The organism is Cyclobacterium sp., from assembly GCF_014762705.1.
Classification (GTDB): domain Bacteria; phylum Bacteroidota; class Bacteroidia; order Cytophagales; family Cyclobacteriaceae; genus Cyclobacterium.
In genome coordinates this window covers 74430-92953 of sequence record NZ_JABURL010000015.1, presented here as the reverse complement: position 1 = coordinate 92953, position 18524 = coordinate 74430, and the positions used below count along the sequence as shown (strand labels likewise).

Below are 18524 nucleotides of genomic sequence, written 5' to 3'. Positions count from 1 at the left end.
TGACTATAGTCTGCTTGCCAACTCCACCAGCCGGTTGGAATATCCGGATTCATTGTCATACCAGCCCACTACCTTGACCAGGTTTCCCATGGAAGAAGTTAATCCCGAATCCAGGATGCAAGAATGGGGATTGCCCACAATATCTATCGAAACAAGAGGGTCTTCTGCATATTCGATGATTCCTTTAAACCTGTTTTGGGAGGCTTCCAGAAATGCCTGGTTAATGGATGCGGCACTGGTTTCCTGTTTTAACAATACTATCAAGTCGGTCAATGAACCATCCGGGACTGGCACCCTCATGGCAGATGCTTCAATTTTTCCCTTAAGTTCAGGCAGTACGATCTCCATGGCTTTTGCAGCATGGGTGCTGGTCGGAATAATGGAATAAGCAGCTGCCCTGGCCCTACGAAGATCCCTATGGGGAGCGTCATGCAGGTTTTGGTCATTTGTATAGGAGTGAACAGTGGATACATACCCTTTGACTATCCCAAAAGCTTGATCCAGCACTTTAACCATGGGTGCCAGACAATTGGTAGTACAGGAAGCATTGGATACTATGTCTTCATCACCTTTCAAAATGGCTTCATTTACCCCCAATACCACCATGGGTACATCCTGAGATTTTGGTGGGGCGGTAATGATTACTTTTTTTGCGCCTGCCCTAAGATGCATTTCGGCACCAGACCGATCGGTAAATTTTCCGGTAGATTCAAAAACTACATCTATATTCAGGTCTTTCCAGGGGATTAAAAGCGGGTTTTTTTCTGCAAAAATCCGAATCACCTTGTCTCCTATATGAATATTGCCTCCCTTTTCAACGATACGTTGGCCGTATTTGCCGTGTATGGAGTCATACTGCAGCAAATGAGCAAGCGTTTTAGGGTCGGTAAGGTCGTTTACAGCTACCAATTCCAGGTCAGGGCTGTCCAATATTAACTTGATGGTCAAACGGCCGATTCTTCCACAGCCATTAACCGCTATTCGTTTTTTCTTCATGATTGAAATCTGCTTCGAAAATAGGAAAGAATTTGTCCAAAGACCATATAAATTCTAAAAAAGGGTTGAATATTAACCCTGTTCTAAGGCGGATTATACCCTTGGGTTCAATATAGACTGACCTTTGTCAAAAAGGACAGGAAGTGCAATACAATCAGGCTGCCTGTAGACTCCCCTGCAAAGGTGAAGCCGGGATCATTACCTTGCCGGGTGATTCTGAAGCGATTACCTGTATCAATACGAGTGCGTCCCGGTGTAGAATGGCTAATGCATAATCCGGGTTAAACCAAATATTTACCTTGTAACCTGAGTTTGAATTAAGATCGTCAATAAAAACCAATTGAATCGTCACTGCGAACCCTTTGTCGTGGGTATAGGCGCTGGGAAAGGGTTCGCAGTCTCGTTTGGCCAGAGATTCCCACGGCTTTCACCGCACAAAACCCTCTCTAAGCCTCGGAATGACGGTTTTTTAACGAAATTCAGTCGAACTCAGGTTTGTAAGCAAAGCCGGGTATTCAAAGATTGCCCAAGCCGGCCAGTAGGATACCGTAAACAAAATACCTTAATATTCTAAACAAACTCAATAGCAGGTATTTCTTTGTTTCCAGTCCACCCATGCCACTCAATAAGGATATGGCAGAAAAAGGTAAAGGACTAATGGAGGCAACCACGACCAGGTAGCCGCCATATTTTTCAAAAAGACCTAAATATCTTTGCAATCGGGGAAACCGGAGTCCGCTGATCCACTTTTTATTTTTCACCCACTTGCCCAGATTGAAATTTAAAAACCCTGCAGCGTAAGAAATGACGGACAGTATCCCAATACTGGTCAGATAGGGTCCTATTAGGGAGGTTTCCAGAGACCATAACATAAAAACTTCCGGAGGAATAATACCAAAGAGTATTTCCGACAAAACAAAAATACCCATGATCAGTACTGCATCATCATAAATGCCACCAAACCAGGAGTACCTTTCCTCTTCACTGCTAAATTGCCTCAATAAGAGAAAAAGGAACAGCAAAATGGCCAGATAGAAGAATCCTTTCAATACATTGGAGACGAGAAATTTTCTCTTATCGTCAGCGATAAATTCACCCATCAGGATTTCTACTTTTGGGAAAAATGTTCAACTTCTATTTGTTGGGCTGGTAGGCATCTTCGTAGGGTGACCATATTTCATAAATGGGGTTGCCCGTTGAGCTTAAGCCGCTGTGGTGCCATTCTCCATCAATCACTTCATAATCAAAATTCAGGGAGGCACCTACCCGACTGTCGTCCCTTGAAAAAAAGGTGATATGCTCGGTGTATTTTCCATCAACCGCTTCATAAGTTCCCCCTCCGGTACCACTAAATTCTTTGGTTTCAGAATTGAAAGCTATCCACTGGAACCTGCCCCCACTCAATATTTTTACTGTTCTCCTTGCTCCCGGAGTCATTTTTGATATTTCACCATCTCTTTTTCTTCCGGTAATCACCCAGTTTCTGGTTAGCTCATCTTCTTTGGAAGATATTTTTTCCCATATTTCAATCAAGTCCTCACCTTTTATTTTTCCGGAAATAACCATTCGTCCATTGGCAAAATCCAGGGTGTAGGTATTGGTGGTACCTACTTGCTCGGGGTCCAGCGTCAAAAAATCCAACTTTTCATCATAAGAATTCCCTTCCAATTTGTAGTTTCCACCCCCTGCCATTAGAAATTTATTGCCCGCAATTTCTTTTGCGCCAAAGGCAAAATAACCGTCTTGATAGATTTTAATAAATTCCCGCTCAGTGACAGGGTCACCATTTTGATGGGTAAGTTTCCAGGCACCTTCCAGGTCCTGGGCACTTGCAAAAGTACCCAAAGCAACAAGAAATAGAATAAGTAAAGTTTTCATAAGAAGGGTTTCATGTGTTTGTAATTTTCTTTTAGAGGCCAAATGGAATCTTTGACGATTAAAATCATCATTAAACTCCGGGCAATGATGATTTTAATCGTGTCGATTTCATTGGATTTACTTTCAATTTAATTATTTAATTGCTTTTCGCAATAGATCTATTCAGGCAATTCTTCCTTATTCCGTTAAATGAAATGGAAATATGTTCTATGGAATACAATCAGTTGGTTATTTTAACCTATTGCGCTTAATGCCATCATTTTTTTGTTCATTTGGCTGGTTTTTTGTTGGAGAAGTCTCAAATTTACTGGCAGCTCATGCAAAAATTTAATCTGGTTTTATTTTTATTTCTATTATTTTCTTCGGGTGAATCTTTTGGACAAAGTTATGGAAGTTCTTTAGGATTGCGTTTCGGCAATAACAATCAATACCGGACCATCGGACTTTCTGTGCAGCAGCGCATTCAAAAGGGACTGACAGTAGAAGGCATATTGCAATCTGATTTTAATGTCAACAGCACCTTTCATGCCTTGCTTCAAAAACACCGCCCGATATTGACCAAAAGACTGAACTACTATTACGGGGCAGGCATCTCATTGGGTATAGGAGAAAGCCAGGAAAAAATACCGGAATCCATGCAGATTATTCAAACTTATGGCAATACCATGTTGGGACTGGACCTGATCGCAGGATTGGAGTTTACTGCTTTGGGTGTAAATTTTTCCGTAGATTACAAGCCCAACATCAATATTGCCGGCAGACAACCCTGGTATAGTGGTCAGGTGGGTATTTCTGCCAGGTCCGTATTGGTCAAAGGGAAACAGCAGAAAAAAAATCGCCGGATCAAAGCAAGAGAGAAAAGAAAAAAGAATGGAACCGGATTCTTTCAAAGAATCATTCAACCCTTAAAAAATAACTGAGTATGAAAAAATGGATATTTGTACTGATGACCAGCCTGTTAAGCCTGCATCATTCAATGGGACAGGACGCTGTAAAGATTGCCGTTGTCGGTCTTACCCACTCCCATGTCAATTGGATCCTGGGCAGGGAAGATAAAGGAGATATTGAAATTGTTGGAATCGTGGAGCCCAATACCGATCTGGCCGAGAGGTATTTGTCCCGCCATGACATAAGCATGGATTTGGTTTACAAGGATATGGAAAGCCTTTTTGAAAAGGTAAGGCCGGAAGCCGTAACGGCATTTGGTTCCATTTACGAACATTTGGAAGTCGTTCAGGCCTGTGCTCCGCTTGGGATTCACGTGATGGTAGAGAAGCCTTTGGCGGTAAGCATGGAGCATGCAAAGAAAATGGAAGCCCTGGCCAGAGAGCACAATATTCATTTGCTTACCAATTATGAAACCACCTGGTATGCGAGCAACCATGAAGTTAAAGAGCGGGTGAAGGATAATTCAGTCATCGGACCATTGCGAAGAGTAGTGATCAATGATGGCCATGAAGGGCCAAAGGAAATTGGTGTGAATCAGGAGTTTTTGGATTGGCTCACAGATCCTGTTTTAAATGGCGGAGGCGCGGTGATAGACTTTGGCTGCTATGGTGCCAACCTGATGACCTGGCTGATGGATGGGCAAAAGCCGGTTGCTGTAACCGCTGAACTCAAGCAAATCAAGCCCCATATTTATCCTAAAGTGGATGATGAAGCCACCATTTTATTGGACTACCCCACAACCCAGGGTGTCATTCAGGCTTCCTGGAATTGGCCTTTTAGCAGGAAGGACATGGAAGTATATGGTAGCACTGGCTATTTAATTGCCAGTAACAATACCCGATTGATCAGCAGGGAAACGGGTGAAAATCAGGAAAAGACAGAAATGTTATCCCCAAGGCCTTATCCTTATGATGATCCGTTTTCTTATTTGGCTGCTGTGGTCAGAGGCAAGGTAAAAGTTGAGGCCCGAGACCTTTCCTCCCTGGAAAACAACATGATAGTAGTGGAAATCCTGGATGCGGCAAAGGAAAGTGCGAAAAAAGGTGAGCGGGTATATTTGAAATAAACTTACGGTTTGCCGTTTTTTTTATCTAAAAAATACCTCAGACGGTAAGCATTTATGGCCATTTGCCCCAGTTGTTGACTCAATTTATAGTTGGCAATGGCACCTACCCCTGCTCCAATGATGGGAATCAGCTGGGCGAGTTTGGCCAGGTCCATGTAGTCCCTGTATTCCAGTTGGAAATTTCTCCAATCAAAATCATTCAGGTTGTCCGGCAAGGCTTGGGCATGGGCTGTCCAGTTTTCCAAATCTACTATGGTTTCATTCCTGGTTTTCTGGCTGGAAAAGGTTAATTTAAAAATGTACAGTATAAACACCCGCTCCTTGTAATCTCGTACATTGTGACCATAAGCTGCTGCTATTTCAAATAGCATTTTCATTTTGATGGCCAGAAAAGCGGGTAAATCTACAAAACCCAGCAATATACCTCCGGCACCAGTTAGGGCTCCTTCCACAGAAGCTGTTTTGGTATATAGCTTTATACTTTTTCGTGCTTTGTATTCCCTCAAGCTTAATCGGTCGATGGTGTAGGCCTTGGGCCCGATGTATTCATTTCCGCTCAGGACCCCTTTGACCATTTTCTCTATGGCGTAGGTGATGGCTTTATGGATTTTTTCAGGTATCAGGTTATTGATAGACCTTTGTGTTCCTTTGGTCATCCGGTTTAGTAAAGAGGGTTTTTTTTTGGTCTTTTGTAACCAGGTCATCAGGTCCCGGTAGGCCAGGTTTTCATAGAGAATTTCGGGATTGGATTCGGTTGTTGACATGGATTGCTGTGGTAGTTTGGTTTTATTGCTTTATATACATTCATTAAGGCTTTTTGAATGTTTTTGATTGTCCCTTTGGGATGCTCAGGCTTTTCCAGGGGCCTGTGGCAAGCATTTTTCCCAAATAGATCAATTGTCCTATATGGGATGCATAATGGGCAATTTGCCTGTTGATGGCATCGACAACGGTATGGGCCTCATTTCTGATAAAAACCGTTTTTTCAAAATCGGCTTCAGTAAGGGGTTCCAGCGCATCAAAAAGCACCTTCCATCCCTTTTCCCATACCTGCATCATCTCGTCCCTGTTTTTGATGTCATTTTCAAATTCTCCATCACGCTCCCGCCAGGGTTTTTCTCCATCTGTGGTCAAAAAAATCAGTCCAGCGAGAATGCATGTTTCCCGAAAGGTGCTTGACGATGGTTGCCATGCTGTTGCTTTCTTCGTTATATTGCCAAAAAAGCTTTTCTTCAGGGACTTGTTCCATGGCCTTTTCCCCCAGGTTTTTATACGAATGCAAAAGGTCGAGGCTACTTTTCAAATAGTTGGATGTGTGGTTCATGATTGAATGGAGTAAATCAGGTAGGGAAAATTTTAACAACACTTCAATTTACCCTTATAATTGAAATAAAAAAAGGCAACCTGACGGGTTGCCTTTTTATTATTCGTTAACCTTTTGTTTAAAGGCCAAATTCTTTTTTAATGTTGTCCACATGGTCCAGTTTTTCCCATGTAAAGAGTTCCACATCCAGTGTAATGGAAGCCTTGTCGGGTGAGAAAAATGTTTTGGAAACCACTTCGCTCTCCCGTCCCATGTGCCCGTAAGCAGCTGTTTCCTCATAAATAGGGTTCCTGAGCCTCAGGCGGTTTTCAATGGCAAAAGGTCGCATATCAAACAATTTTTCTATTTTTCCGGCAATTTCTCCATCGGATAAATTCACCTTGGAAGTGCCATAGGTATGCACGTAAAGTCCCATGGGTTTGGCCACACCAATGGCATAAGACACCTGGACCAAAACTTCATCTGCTATTCCTGCAGCCACCATATTTTTGGCAATATGCCGGGTAGCATAGGCTGCTGAGCGATCCACTTTGGAAGGATCTTTACCTGAAAAGGCCCCTCCACCATGCGCTCCCTTGCCGCCATAGGTGTCTACTATAATTTTTCTTCCCGTAAGCCCGGTATCGCCATGAGGCCCACCAATAACAAATTTCCCTGTTGGGTTGATATGGTAGGTGATTTCCTCGGTGAACAGCTTTTGAATGGAAGGGGGCAATTGGGCTTTTACCCTGGGAATAAGGATCTCAATGATATCTTTTTTGATCTTTTCCAGCATCTGACTTTCCTCATCGAAATCATCGTGCTGTGTGGAAACCACAATGGTATTGATTTTTTCTGGAACATTGGTATCGCTGTACTGAATCGTCACCTGTGCCTTGGAGTCCGGTCTGAGGTATTTGATTTGGTCATTTTCCCTTCGCAGGACAGCCAATTCTTTTAAAAGCTTGTGTGACAGGTCCAATCCCAGTGGAATAAAACTCTCTGTCTCATTAATGGCATAGCCAAACATCATGCCCTGATCCCCGGCTCCCTGCTCTTCAGGATTACTTCGATCCACACCCTGGTTGATGTCTGGGGACTGTTCATGAATGGCAGACAAAACTCCACAGGAGCTGCCATCAAACATGTATTCACTTTTGGTATAGCCTACCCTGTTGATCACGTCCCTGGCAATTTTTTGTACATCCAGATAGGTGTTCGACTTGACCTCACCTGCCAGTATTACCTGACCTGTGGTAACCAAAGTTTCGCAAGCCACTTTGGAATTGGGGTCAAAAGCCAAAAAATGGTCTATGATAGCATCTGATATCTGATCTGAAATTTTATCGGGGTGCCCTTCGGAAACCGATTCCGAAGTAAATAAATAAGACATACAAAGCGTTTTTAAAATTAAGCCGTAAAGCTACATCTAATGGCTAAAATTAAAAATTATTTTTTTACTTAACGCTGACTTAGTAGCTATATCGTCGATTAAAAATCAGGGGAGCGTAAAAGGAAAGCCCGAAAGACAGGTACATCATTCCTCCGAAAAACTGTACCCATTGAAATACATGACCCATGCCATAGGTGCCCAGGTTGGGGAAATAATAGGTGAGAATGAAAAATATATAACTTTCCCCAAATGAAAACAATACCAAAGTAGCCATCCAAAAATAAGGAAGGGAAAGCAAATTGGTGTCTTTGAATTTACTTTGCACCAAAATATCCTTGAAAAAAATAAGGCTGTAGAACAATACCAAACCATGGCCAATCAGGTAAGTGTAAGACTGGATATCGGTGAAAATGGATTGAAAAAACCGGCTGATCACCAACCCAAGCAATAAAAATCCAGCAATGGTGGGCAGTACCTTTTTTTGCAGGTGACAACTGTAGGGCAATTGGCTGTAAAGCAGGAGCATTACTGCAGGTCTCAGATAAACATATAAAATATTGTAAATCAGGAAGTTGTACTTTCCGGTTGCCAATGTATAGTTCCAGATGGCTTCAGAGAGCAATCCGGTTATCAATATCAACAATACAAGGGGGTTAATTCTTTTATACTCTTTTTGACCAGATCCTATGATGAGGTAAATTCCGGAAAACAGAATACCCAAAAGTAAGGCTATGAAATAAAAAGACAATTGCATCGATAGATTTTAAATTTGATGCAATTTAAAACAGAGAGCTTAGGCAGGCAATACCCCGTTCAGGGTATTTATTTTGCATTTAAAACAAAAAAAAAGCCAGTCCCCAGGGAACTGACTTTTATTTTCAGATAAATTGTGATGGATCAGGCTACTTTTTTCTTTGGTGCCGGAGTCGGGGTATCGGGATCTTTGGTCAATTCCCGCTTCATCAGGTCGACTACCACCGGAGTAGCGATGTAAATGGAAGAATAAGTACCAACCAAAACCCCAATCAATAAGGCGAAGGAAAATCCTCTCAACACCTCACCGCCAAAAATTAACAAGACCAATACCACTATAAGTGTGGTGGCAGAAGTAATCAGGGTCCTGCCCATGGTTTGGTTTATGGCATCATTAAACATTTTTACCAGCTTGCCTGTACCCCGATTTTCGATGTTTTCTCTGATCCGGTCAAATACAATCACGGTATCGTTGATGGAATAACCGATTACCGTCAGCATGGCAGCTATAAATACCTGGTCGATTTCAAATGTGGCTCCAAAGGCACTTGCAATGGCAAAAGCTGCCACCACAAACATGGCATCATGTATCAATGCGACAATCGACGCCAGAGAAAATTGCCATTTTCTAAACCTCAGCAGTATGTAGAGGAATATGGCTACCAATGAAAAAAACATGGCCTCCAGGGAGGAGTTTTTGATATCATCAGCTACCGTGGCACCCACTTTATTGGACCCGGTGATAGCAAAAGCCCCATCGGACATTTGGTTGGCATCCTCAATAAAATTGAAACCGGTCACACTGGCAATACCTTCTTTTATCCTGTTTTCCACCTCTCTGTTGGCCTCTTCATTGTCTTCATTGACAAGATAGGAGGTGGTTACCTTTAGGATATTGTTGGCTCCATAGGTTTTAACTTCCACAGACCCGGCAAATTCATTGTCCAGACCCACTTTTAGTTCAGACGCAGGCACAGGTTCATTGAATTCCACGATATAGTATCGTCCTCCTGTAAAGTCCACTCCAAATTTTAAACCGGAAGTGAGGGCCAGGATCATACCTATGATGATTATGGAAGTTGAGATCAGGTAAGCAACTTTTCTTTTGCCCAAAAAGTCTATATTGAGGTTGGACAATAAGTTCCTGGTGAAGGGGGTAGCAAAAGAGATGGTACTCTTCTCTCCTTTTTTGCTCATCCAGTACACAATAACCCGGGTAATAAATACAGCAGAGAAAAAGGAAGATGCAATACCGATCATTAATACGATGGCAAAACCTTTGACAGGTCCCTGGCCTAAGGAGTACAATATGGCACCGGTAAGAAAAGTAGTGACATTGGAGTCAAGAATGGCACTAAATGCCTTGTCATAACCACTGCTAATCGCCTGCAAAATGCCTGCTCCGTTTCTCAACTCCTCCTTGATTCTTTCAAAAATCAATACATTCGCATCAATGGACATACCGATGGTCAGTACAATACCCGCTATGCCCGGAAGCGTTAGCGCGGCGCCCAATTGGGCCAGAATACCCAGAATAAAGAAGATGTTGAAGAGCAAGGCAGCAATGGCCACCAAACCGCCCTTGGAATAGTAGGCTACCATAAACAACACCACCAGGACCAAACCGGCAATCATGGAATTGATACCTTGATTTCTTGCCTCCACGCCCAGCGTAGGCCCGACTATCGCTTCTTCTACTATGTTGGTAGGCGCTGGTAGTGTACCGGATTTAAGAATATTTGCCAAATCCTTGGCTTCTTCCATGGTAAAATTACCCGTGATTTCTGATTGGCCTGAAGGAATTTCACCCTGTACCGTAGGAGCGGTGTACACGTAATTGTCCAGGACCACCGCAATTCTGTTGCCTATGTTTTCTGCAGTCAGTCGTCGCCAGTTCCTGGCTCCTTCAGCATTCATTTGCATGCTAACGGCAGGCCTGGAAGTTTGGTCCAGCGATTGTCTTGCATCTGTGATTACATCGCCTTCCAAAGGTGCCTGGTCTGTTCCTCTCGGTGCTTTGATGGCATGCAGTTCCAATAACTCCATTCCATCCTGAACTTGAGGTTTAACCGACCACATGAAACGAATGTCTCTTGGCAACAGGGCCTGCACATCCTCTCTGTTGAAAACCCGATTGATAGCCATGGTGTCCCTTACTTCGTATACAAGGCCATAATTGGCTTTCAATAGAGAAAAGAGAGGAGAAACACTGGTACCCAGAGAGTCAGTTTCAGAGCCTCCTTCTGCCAGTTGCCTTGCCAGATCACTTTCCAAATCGGTAGTATCTGCCAGGGCATTGGTATCTGCACCGGTTGCATTTGCCTTTTGGCTTGCCGCCTCTTCCACCAAAAATGCGTTGACTTGCTGTAAGGCATCGCCATATTGGTCTATTTCAGCTACTTCCCAAAATTGAAGTTTTGCCACTCCCTGTAACAGACTTCTTACCCGCTCTGCATTGTCTACACCAGGAAGTTCGATTTGAATCCTTCCGGTATTTTGGATCCGCTGAATATTGGGTTGCGAAGTACCAAAGCGGTCAATCCGCGTTCTTAGAATATTGAAAGAGCGGTCAATGGCATTTTCCACTTCGTCATCGATGATATTGAGGATATCCGTATCAGAAGATTCCAATGAGATTCGGCCCCTGTTTGCCGCAGTGGCAAAAATGGTGTTCAGCTGCCGGTCACCGGCCAGTTCTTGCCATGATTGATAAAAGAGATTGACAAACAGGTCATTTTCGGTTTTAGCCCGTTCTCTTGCCATTTCTACCGCCTGGTTAAACTCCGGGTCCTTACTTCCACCGGCAAGGCCTTTTACAATCTCTATGGGAGATACCTCCAGGGTTACATGCATGCCTCCCTGTAAATCCAAACCCAGGCCCAGTTCTGTGTTTTTTACTTCCTGATAGGTAAAGGGAATGCCCAGAAAATTATACACGGGCTCTCTCCATACAGAGTCCAGATATGTTTGCCTTTTGTCAAAGTCTATATTGCCCGATTCGTCGGTTGCATAAGTAGTGGCTTTTTCCTGAACACTGTTGGATACCAGGGTAAAGGATAGATAGTACAGGCATAATCCCGTAATGACCACCGTTAAAAAAACGATAATACCTTTGTTTTTCATGGTTATTGATTAATTATTTGTTTGTTAACTAAGGAATGATCTACGTATCCAAGGGTAATCCGAAGGATGTAGAAATAATGGAAAGAAAAAGATTTGCTTAGGGAGCATTAACCGAAATGATCTGCTCAAAAAGAATTTCAAATAAATGATTGTAAGATGGTTCTACGTTCAGGTAAAAATTTACTTTGGGGCTTTCGGCTCCGGCAATCTCATAAATAAAGTGGTAGGCATGGTCAAAAACAACCAAAACAAAGGGTACCACTGCATCAATGGCCGTATGGATGAAAGTTTGGTCCTCACCCTGTGAAGGCTCCTCTTCCTGACCCCCATTTAAATCTAGTTGTATATCAACACCGGAGGCATTTACATCAATATCAACCGCAAATTGAGAGGAAGAAACAAAGACACAAAAAAGCATGACCACTAGCAGTGTCAGCCTTTCCCGTATCAACCTATTATGTTTCCAGTCATTTACCATGGGCCGCAAATATAAAAAAGAATTTTCAAAAAAGCGGTGTTATAGTAAATAAATTAAGTGAACAAAACGATTGCTAATCAGTATTTTAGCGGAGAATGAACCTGAGTAAACCACAAATAACCTGCTTCACGAGAAAAACTTACCTGTCTCCTTAACCTGCCTACTTTATTTTTTCTCTTAAAAATATTTTGATTACCTCCAGTGCCCTTTCAAAACCATGGTTATTGGGGACGATCAGGTCAGCGTCATGTTTAAAGGGAGCAATGTACTTTTCGTAGGTAGGCATCACATGCCGCTCATACCGGTACAAAACATCATCCAGGTCATATCCCCGCTCCACTTTATCCCGGACGATTCTTCTCTTTAGTTTGATATGGTCTTTGGCATCAATATAAACCTTGAGATCCAGCAGGTTAGCAAGTTCCGGATAGTACAGTACAAAAATGCCCTCCACCACCACCACAGGTGCCGGGTTAAAGGTCAGTATTCTCGGTTTCTTATTGGGGTTATTAAAGGTGTATTCCTGCCGGGTGATACTTTTTCCGCCCTGAATATCCCGGATATCTGATGCATACTGTTCGAAATCAATGGAATGGGGGGTGTCAAAATTATGGATGCCTCTTTCATCCAGGGGCTGCAGGTTTCTGGGCTTGTAATAGTTGTCCTGGGAAATCAAGCAGACCTGTTCAGGCTCAAAGGCATGGAGCAATTTATCCAGAAAGTGGGTTTTACCCGAGGCACTTCCGCCGGTAATGCCTATGATATAAGGTTTATTCATCTACTTATAAATATTTCATAATGCGCACCTGCCCTGGGCACGGTATAATCTGTATCAACCCCTAATTTGGATTCGTATTCCAGCTATGGTTAAGCATAATTTTTTGCTAAAAAGGTCGCCAGTTGCCTTACCGCTTTTCCCCTGTGGCTGATGGCATTTTTTTCGGGCATGCTCAATTCCGCAAAAGTTTTTTCATAACCATCAGGCTGAAATACCGGATCATAACCGAAACCCTTACTTCCGGAACGATGCCGGATGATTTTACCTGTTGCTTTTCCCTCAAAGGAATGGGATTTACCGTCAATAATTAGAGCAATGACAGTTCGAAAAGCCGCTTTTCGGTTTTCTTTTTGCTCCATTTTTTCCAGCAGCAGGGTAACATTTCTTTCATCGCTTCTGGGTTCACCTGCAAATCTTCCCGAATAAACACCCGGTGCCCCATCCAGGGCTTCCACTTCCAGTCCGGTATCATCTGCAAAACAGTCTACCCCATAATGATCCATTACATACCGGGCTTTCTGAAAGGCATTGGCCTCCAGCGTATTTCCAGTTTCTGGCAATTCTTCTGAGCAGCCGATATCGGCCAATGAAACAATTTCGAATTGATCACCCAAAGCAGCCCTGATTTCTTCCAGCTTTTTGGGATTATTGGAGGCAAAGCAAATTTTCATAGGGTGAAATTAAAGGAGCTTTTTGAAAATCCCTCCATTGTTCGGTTTTTTTTGTCCGGATAAAATACCTGGCATGGATTGGCAAAGAAAAGGAAGCAGGGAACTTGGCCATCTTACGGAAGTTCTCAGGGATGGAAAAGCAAAAATTAATCCTCAACAGGGATCAGGGAGACCAGCTTCTCCAGGTATTTTTGGTCAATCTGGTCAAAATCTGCCAGTTTATCGGAATCTATGTCCAATACCCCCATGACCTTTCCGGATTTCAGAAGGGGCACTACAATTTCTGAGCGGCTGGCGGCACTACAGGCAATGTGCCCTGGAAAAGCTTCCACATCAGGGATTAGCTGGGTTTGCATCGTTTCCCATGCCTTGCCGCAGACGCCCTTACCATAACCTATCCGGGTACAGGCCAGCGGACCCTGAAAAGGCCCCAGGACCAACTGCTCATTTTTCACCAGGTAAAATCCCACCCAAAAAAAGCCAAAAATCTCCTTTAAAATAGCTGTCATGTTGGCCAGATTGGCGATCAGATCTGTCTCTCCTGAAAATAGGGCCTCTAACTGGGGGGCCAAAGCCTCGTATTTTTCGGTTTTGCCGGCATGGGATGGAACTACAATATTTTCACTCATGATTCATGTAAACTTCTAAAGTATCAGTTTCTAAAGATTGGCGTATTTCGGGATAGCCCGGAAGAACAGGAGCTGGAATGCCCAGGCCAAATCGAAGGTTTCCAGTAAAAACCCTGGCTTCATCCCACAGTCCCTGCCGGATAAAGTCTTGCAACAAGGCAGCACCTCCTTCCACCAGCAGACTCTGCACTCCCTTCTGATGCAGGTCTTCCAAAAGGGCCTTAAGGTCAAAATGCGCATCTACCTGTATCCATTGGGTTAGCCCGGTGGTTTTATCTTGTCTTTGGTTGTAAATAAGCGTCCTTTGGGTGCCATCAAAGAGGTTTAGTGCCTGTGACAGTCTGAGATTTCTGTCGATCACTACCCGGATTGGATCTTTACCTGACCAATCCCGGACATTCAGGCGGGGATTATCATAATGGGCGGTATGCGTGCCGACCATAATGGCATCTTCCTCTGCCCGCCAGCGATGGACCAGCTGCCGGCTGAGGACTGAACTGATCCATTTGCTGTCGTAATTCGTCCTTGCAATAAACCTGTCCAGTGTTTGTGCCCATTTTAACAAGATGTAGGGTCGTTTTTTTTCCATCCTGGTAAAAAACCTGCGGTTTTGATGCCTTACTTTTTTTTCCAAAACACCGGTGACAATTTCAATTCCGGCATCCTGCAGCAGGGAAATTCCTTTTCCGGCTACCAAAGGGTTAGAATCCAAGGCGCCGATGACCACTTTTTTTAACTGATGCCTGGCAATTAATTCGGCACATGGGGGTGTTTTTCCATGGTGTGCACAGGGTTCTAAAGTAACATAGAGCGTCGATTCCTGTAGCAGATTTTGATCTTTGACGGCTTTGATGGCATTTGGTTCCGCATGGGCCTCTCCATACCGCTCGTGGTAGCCTTCGCCAATAATTTTATCCTGGTAAACAATCACGCAACCCACCATTGGATTGGGGCTGACCTGTCCTTCACCAAGAGAAGCAAGGTCGATTGCCCTTTGCATGTAGGCCTCATCAACTGGAATAGCCTGCGAAAAGGATTGGTTCCGGGATTCCATCAGGGTAGTTGGGGTCTGAGTGTAATGGCTGGAATAGTCAGTAGGGTATCTGCTTGTACCGAAACGTTAAATGCGGTATCCTGGTAAATTTCAGGCGCATCAATAGTGATCTGATAGTCATTGGGAGGAATTCCCTGTAAATAAAATCCCCCGTTGGCTCCGGTAAGGGTTGTCAGGGTATCGGTATCACTGCGGATAAAAACATGCGAATTGACATTCCTTGGTAATATGCTGCCGCGGATTACCGCAGCTACTCCGGACTCAAACGCCCGGATCCTGGGGTCCAGCTGGTAATTGCCCCCACTGCTGCGTACCACCGAGCTAGCCAGGTCAAAATCAAGGTAAATATCGTAGGAATTGCCGGGCAAGGCGTTTACATTGATGTCTATTTCTAATTTATTTTCAAAATCCGAATCCTTGTCCAGATCAATTCGTGTTTCATCCTGGATCAGGTACAATTCATTTCCCAGCAGAAGTTTGATTTTTGAAACCATGCCTGACTGTATTTCAGTTCTTCCTATCAATAACCTTTCCTCATTGACCAGGTCACTTATCCGGACCATATTGCTTGCAGCCTGGTAGGGTAAGTTGATCCAACTGGCATTTTCAGCACTGCCCCTGCTTCCAGCAGGCAATATTTCTACTCCCAGAACTTCTATCCAGACCTGTTCGAAATCTCCTGGGGTATCCACCAAAAGTATATTGACCAGGGAACGGTTTTCTGAAGCAGCATTATCACAAGCCATCAATAGTCCGGAAAATATTGCTATTCCTAAAATAAAATGTGTTATTTTCCTCATCTCCATTACGATTGTCTTCCCATGCCGTAGTCCTGAATTTTTTAAAAAGCACACCATGCATTTTACATTACTCCTGCCATATCCTGCTATCTTCCGTGATATACCACCGGCCTTTTTCCGCTATCGTGGAGGGAGCAGAAATTTTAAACCTGCTTTCGCTGACTTCAAAGGAAACATCTTTCAAGTCACTTTCGACACCCAGTTCGCTGCGATCCTTACTGTAATGCCCTGTGCTGGCAAAAAGTTTCCGCTGTGCCTCATAAAATCTTCTCAATTCGCGCTTTATTTTTTCGTCGGGATGAATCTGAAAAGAAGCTGTACCCTCCCCAACTGTGATGTCCGAGAATTGCACATACCCCCAGCGTTCGGGAATATGCATGTTGATCGGGCCCATGGCAGACCAAACCCAGTTGTCTTCAGGATAGGTTTTGCCGGTTTCGGGATTTAGTTTCTTTTTATAGCCATTTCCATCAGCTTCGATTTGCCACTGCACCCTGGAAAAATTTATTTTCCAGGGTTCACCCGGTTCTGGAGCCCTGTACCGGGGTCCTGACTGAGAGAGGCTTTTCCAGGGAATGGCCATTTCCAGGGCCCAAAATTGATCGGTATCTGAAGGATCATTTAAAGTACCCTCCAGATGCACTGCATATTGAAAATCGTTGATGTTCCAGCCGTTGATGGGCTTGCCGCCATTTTTGTAGGGACGCGTCATCAGCAAGTCCCAGAGGGTTCCCAATGCGTTGATTTCAATTTCGTAATAATGGTGGGTGTCCCCATCTGGGTCGATAAAAATTTCAATGTCATTTTCCTGGAAAATAACGGATTCCCTTTCGGTGTAGGTGGCCCAGAGATCGGACTCTTCCAAATGGAAGGCTATATAAAGGTTTTCCTTGTCCCACAACATTTTCATTCGGGTACCCTGTACTGGTTCAGGAAATTCCTTTCCCCGAATATCCAGAAATGGATCCGACCAGGGAGCTTTATGCCAGGCAGATTCATCCAGCAGGCCGTCTATGGTTAAATTATCCTGAACCTGGTAAGCCAGGTAATTTCTGGGTTGGGGGATTTCCTGTGCCCACGCCGACAGACAGGTTAAGGTGTAAAACAAATAGGCTGTAAATATTCTAATCATATAATGCTATGCGATAATTAAAGGAAAACAAATATACAACAAGATGGGAAATGATATTTTCATTTTAAGACAATGCGTTTCCAAATAAAACCATTTCGTCCATTTAACTTTAAAAGCAATTATTCAGGAATGCACCTGAATAAACATTTTTGAAATGCAAAAGCAGGAGGAATGTTTATACCAGATTTTCCCCGTTGATCTTACCAAAGACAGGTATGCGTAATTTTACGCTTGCTTTCCCAAATAAAAAATAGTAAATATGTCTGGTTTTAAAGTATTTTAAATAGGTGAATAGATACTTTAATGTAGGTATTTTAAGTAGGAGAATTGGTAATGAACAGAGGTAAATTGAGTAAAAATTGGATAATGATTTTTCTTTTTTTTGGCAGCGCATTTTTTTCATGTAGTCAGGAAAATAAAACGGCTGGTAATACAGGGAAAATCAAAGAATTCCCGGTAATAAAGGTGGTGGCCAAAGATACCATTTTGCACAGGGATTATGTGGCAGATATCAAAGCCATCCAGAATGTGGAATTGAGGGCACGGGTGAAAGGGTTTCTTGAAACGGTGTTTGTGGATGAAGGAAAGCAGGTTAAAAAGGGACAAATCCTTTTCAAAACCAACGATCAGGAGTACAAGGCCGATCTGGCCAAAGCAAGGGCAAACCTGGAAAGTGCCAAAGCCGAGGCCAAAGTAATGGAGTTTGAGGTGGAGCGGCTTAAGATCATGGTGGATAACAATGTGATTTCGGAATCCGAATTGAACCTTACCCGTGCCAAATATGATGCTGTGATGGCCAAAATTGAAGAAGCGAAATCCGCAGAAGCCAATGCAGAGGTACAACTTTCTTACACAGAAATCAGAGCCCCATTTGATGGCATTACAGACAGGATACCCCTTAGAACAGGAAGCCTGATTGATGAAGGCAGTCTACTGACTACGGTATCCGATGTAAGTTCGGTACATGTTTATTTCAATGTTTCAGAGCGTGAATACCTGGAATACATCAAGGCCAAGGACGAAACGGCTGAAAACAATGTGGTAGAGTTGGTTTTAGCAGACGGATCACCTTATCCATATAAAGGATTGATCGAAACCATGGAAGGTGAGTTTAATGCCAACACAGGTTCTATTGCTTTCAGGGCACGGTTTCCTAATCCCAACAAAATATTGAAACATGGATCTACAGGTAAAATCATCCTGACCAACCGTGTTCGAAACGCCATCATCATACCCCAAAAGGCCGTATTCGAAATACAGGACAGAAGTTTTGTTTATGTGGTGGGTGATGACAATCAGGTGGAGATGAGAAGTTTTATCCCAAGGGCGAGGTTTTCTCATTATTACATTGTGGAATCCGGTCTGGAAGCAGGGGAAAGCCTTGTTTTTGAAGGCATACAAAACATCAAGAATGGCATGACCATTCAGCCGAAAATTGTTGCTTCTGAGGAAGAGGCAGATCAATCTATTCCGGAGGACAATGCAGTGGCCGAAGTAGTACAGACCCCTTAAGTAAAATCCA

At 43.4% G+C, this 18524-nt stretch carries 19 protein-coding genes; 3 read left to right on the top strand and 16 right to left on the bottom strand.

The window, feature by feature from the left end; translation table 11 throughout:
* Window positions 1–3 precede the first annotated feature (3 nt).
* The 3 genes from gap to HUJ21_RS01925 all read right to left on the bottom strand — a co-directional run bounded on the left by gap (window position 4) and on the right by HUJ21_RS01925 (window position 2874).
* Complete coding sequence (gene gap / locus HUJ21_RS01935; RefSeq protein ID WP_291366870.1) at window positions 4–996, bottom strand: type I glyceraldehyde-3-phosphate dehydrogenase; 993 nt, start codon at window positions 994–996, stop codon at window positions 4–6.
* Between the two features lie 515 nt (window positions 997–1511).
* Window positions 1512–2096, bottom strand: coding sequence for a VTT domain-containing protein (locus tag HUJ21_RS01930; RefSeq protein WP_291366869.1), 585 nt, complete (start codon window positions 2094–2096; stop codon window positions 1512–1514).
* Between the two features lie 34 nt (window positions 2097–2130).
* A complete protein-coding gene (locus HUJ21_RS01925) occupies window positions 2131–2874 on the bottom strand; it encodes a hypothetical protein (RefSeq protein ID WP_291366868.1) in 744 nt (247 codons plus the stop codon).
* A 317-nt stretch (window positions 2875–3191) separates the two neighbouring features.
* Between HUJ21_RS01925 and HUJ21_RS01920 the strand changes: the two genes are divergently transcribed.
* Together HUJ21_RS01920 and HUJ21_RS01915 are read left to right on the top strand one after the other, a co-directional pair.
* Window positions 3192–3794, top strand: coding sequence for a hypothetical protein (locus HUJ21_RS01920; protein ID WP_291366867.1), 603 nt, complete (start codon window positions 3192–3194; stop codon window positions 3792–3794).
* A 2-nt stretch (window positions 3795–3796) separates the two neighbouring features.
* Complete coding sequence (locus HUJ21_RS01915) at window positions 3797–4888, top strand: Gfo/Idh/MocA family oxidoreductase (protein WP_291366866.1); 1092 nt, start codon at window positions 3797–3799, stop codon at window positions 4886–4888.
* A 2-nt stretch (window positions 4889–4890) separates the two neighbouring features.
* On the opposite strand, the gene HUJ21_RS01910 is transcribed toward HUJ21_RS01915, so the two are convergent.
* The 13 genes from HUJ21_RS01910 to HUJ21_RS01850 all read right to left on the bottom strand — a co-directional run bounded on the left by HUJ21_RS01910 (window position 4891) and on the right by HUJ21_RS01850 (window position 17002).
* On the bottom strand, window positions 4891–5652 hold the full coding sequence (locus tag HUJ21_RS01910; protein ID WP_291366865.1) for an EcsC family protein: 762 nt from the start codon (window positions 5650–5652) through the stop codon (window positions 4891–4893).
* A 43-nt stretch (window positions 5653–5695) separates the two neighbouring features.
* Window positions 5696–6022: a DUF1572 family protein gene (locus tag HUJ21_RS01905; protein ID WP_291366864.1), complete on the bottom strand. Its 327-nt coding sequence runs from the start codon at window positions 6020–6022 to the stop codon at window positions 5696–5698.
* Window positions 5985–6212, bottom strand: coding sequence for a DUF1572 family protein (locus tag HUJ21_RS01900; RefSeq protein WP_291366863.1), 228 nt, complete (start codon window positions 6210–6212; stop codon window positions 5985–5987). Before HUJ21_RS01900 ends, HUJ21_RS01905 begins: the two co-directional genes overlap by 38 nt.
* Window positions 6213–6330: 118 nt before the next feature.
* Window positions 6331–7584 carry a methionine adenosyltransferase gene (gene metK / locus HUJ21_RS01895; RefSeq protein ID WP_291366862.1) on the bottom strand — a complete coding sequence of 418 codons (1254 nt, stop codon included), beginning with the start codon at window positions 7582–7584 and terminating at the stop codon, window positions 6331–6333.
* 79 nt (window positions 7585–7663) lie between these two features.
* Complete coding sequence (locus tag HUJ21_RS01890; RefSeq protein ID WP_291366861.1) at window positions 7664–8338, bottom strand: hypothetical protein; 675 nt, start codon at window positions 8336–8338, stop codon at window positions 7664–7666.
* 143 nt (window positions 8339–8481) lie between these two features.
* On the bottom strand, window positions 8482–11460 hold the full coding sequence (gene secDF / locus HUJ21_RS01885) for a protein translocase subunit SecDF (RefSeq protein WP_291366860.1): 2979 nt from the start codon (window positions 11458–11460) through the stop codon (window positions 8482–8484).
* 97 nt (window positions 11461–11557) lie between these two features.
* Window positions 11558–11938: a hypothetical protein gene (locus HUJ21_RS01880; protein WP_291366859.1), complete on the bottom strand. Its 381-nt coding sequence runs from the start codon at window positions 11936–11938 to the stop codon at window positions 11558–11560.
* Window positions 11939–12098: 160 nt separating this feature from the next.
* On the bottom strand, window positions 12099–12716 hold the full coding sequence (gene udk, locus HUJ21_RS01875) for a uridine kinase (RefSeq protein ID WP_291366857.1): 618 nt from the start codon (window positions 12714–12716) through the stop codon (window positions 12099–12101).
* An 89-nt stretch (window positions 12717–12805) separates the two neighbouring features.
* A complete protein-coding gene (locus tag HUJ21_RS01870; protein WP_291366856.1) occupies window positions 12806–13387 on the bottom strand; it encodes a non-canonical purine NTP diphosphatase in 582 nt (193 codons plus the stop codon).
* Between the two features lie 146 nt (window positions 13388–13533).
* The gene (locus tag HUJ21_RS01865) at window positions 13534–14016 is read right to left on the bottom strand and encodes a GAF domain-containing protein (RefSeq protein WP_291366855.1); all 483 of its coding nucleotides are present in this window, start codon (window positions 14014–14016) and stop codon (window positions 13534–13536) included.
* Window positions 14009–15070, bottom strand: coding sequence for a bifunctional diaminohydroxyphosphoribosylaminopyrimidine deaminase/5-amino-6-(5-phosphoribosylamino)uracil reductase RibD (gene ribD / locus HUJ21_RS01860; RefSeq protein WP_291366854.1), 1062 nt, complete (start codon window positions 15068–15070; stop codon window positions 14009–14011). The genes HUJ21_RS01865 and ribD overlap by 8 nt, the downstream gene beginning before the upstream one ends.
* The gene (locus HUJ21_RS01855) at window positions 15070–15870 is read right to left on the bottom strand and encodes a DUF4382 domain-containing protein (RefSeq protein WP_291366853.1); all 801 of its coding nucleotides are present in this window, start codon (window positions 15868–15870) and stop codon (window positions 15070–15072) included. The genes ribD and HUJ21_RS01855 overlap by 1 nt, the downstream gene beginning before the upstream one ends.
* Before the next feature lie 67 nt (window positions 15871–15937).
* Complete coding sequence (locus tag HUJ21_RS01850; protein WP_291366852.1) at window positions 15938–17002, bottom strand: carbohydrate-binding family 9-like protein; 1065 nt, start codon at window positions 17000–17002, stop codon at window positions 15938–15940.
* 366 nt (window positions 17003–17368) lie between these two features.
* Here HUJ21_RS01850 and HUJ21_RS01845 point away from each other — a divergent pair, with 366 nt between their 5' ends.
* The gene (locus HUJ21_RS01845; protein ID WP_291366851.1) at window positions 17369–18514 is read left to right on the top strand and encodes an efflux RND transporter periplasmic adaptor subunit; all 1146 of its coding nucleotides are present in this window, start codon (window positions 17369–17371) and stop codon (window positions 18512–18514) included.
* Window positions 18515–18524 lie beyond the last annotated feature (10 nt).

Coding starts and splice junctions, on each gene's coding strand:
- gap (WP_291366870.1), bottom strand. CDS start 996: ATGAAGAAAAAACGAATAGCGGTTAATGGCTGTGGAAGAATCGGCCGT.
- HUJ21_RS01930 (WP_291366869.1), bottom strand. CDS start 2,096: ATGGGTGAATTTATCGCTGACGATAAGAGAAAATTTCTCGTCTCCAAT.
- HUJ21_RS01925 (WP_291366868.1), bottom strand. CDS start 2,874: ATGAAAACTTTACTTATTCTATTTCTTGTTGCTTTGGGTACTTTTGCA.
- HUJ21_RS01920 (WP_291366867.1), top strand. CDS start 3,192: ATGCAAAAATTTAATCTGGTTTTATTTTTATTTCTATTATTTTCTTCG.
- HUJ21_RS01915 (WP_291366866.1), top strand. CDS start 3,797: ATGAAAAAATGGATATTTGTACTGATGACCAGCCTGTTAAGCCTGCAT.
- HUJ21_RS01910 (WP_291366865.1), bottom strand. CDS start 5,652: ATGTCAACAACCGAATCCAATCCCGAAATTCTCTATGAAAACCTGGCC.
- HUJ21_RS01900 (WP_291366863.1), bottom strand. CDS start 6,212: ATGAACCACACATCCAACTATTTGAAAAGTAGCCTCGACCTTTTGCAT.
- metK (WP_291366862.1), bottom strand. CDS start 7,584: ATGTCTTATTTATTTACTTCGGAATCGGTTTCCGAAGGGCACCCCGAT.
- HUJ21_RS01890 (WP_291366861.1), bottom strand. CDS start 8,338: ATGCAATTGTCTTTTTATTTCATAGCCTTACTTTTGGGTATTCTGTTT.
- secDF (WP_291366860.1), bottom strand. CDS start 11,460: ATGAAAAACAAAGGTATTATCGTTTTTTTAACGGTGGTCATTACGGGA.
- HUJ21_RS01880 (WP_291366859.1), bottom strand. CDS start 11,938: ATGGTAAATGACTGGAAACATAATAGGTTGATACGGGAAAGGCTGACA.
- udk (WP_291366857.1), bottom strand. CDS start 12,716: ATGAATAAACCTTATATCATAGGCATTACCGGCGGAAGTGCCTCGGGT.
- HUJ21_RS01870 (WP_291366856.1), bottom strand. CDS start 13,387: ATGAAAATTTGCTTTGCCTCCAATAATCCCAAAAAGCTGGAAGAAATC.
- HUJ21_RS01865 (WP_291366855.1), bottom strand. CDS start 14,016: ATGAGTGAAAATATTGTAGTTCCATCCCATGCCGGCAAAACCGAAAAA.
- ribD (WP_291366854.1), bottom strand. CDS start 15,070: ATGGAATCCCGGAACCAATCCTTTTCGCAGGCTATTCCAGTTGATGAG.
- HUJ21_RS01855 (WP_291366853.1), bottom strand. CDS start 15,870: ATGAGGAAAATAACACATTTTATTTTAGGAATAGCAATATTTTCCGGA.
- HUJ21_RS01850 (WP_291366852.1), bottom strand. CDS start 17,002: ATGATTAGAATATTTACAGCCTATTTGTTTTACACCTTAACCTGTCTG.
- HUJ21_RS01845 (WP_291366851.1), top strand. CDS start 17,369: ATGATTTTTCTTTTTTTTGGCAGCGCATTTTTTTCATGTAGTCAGGAA.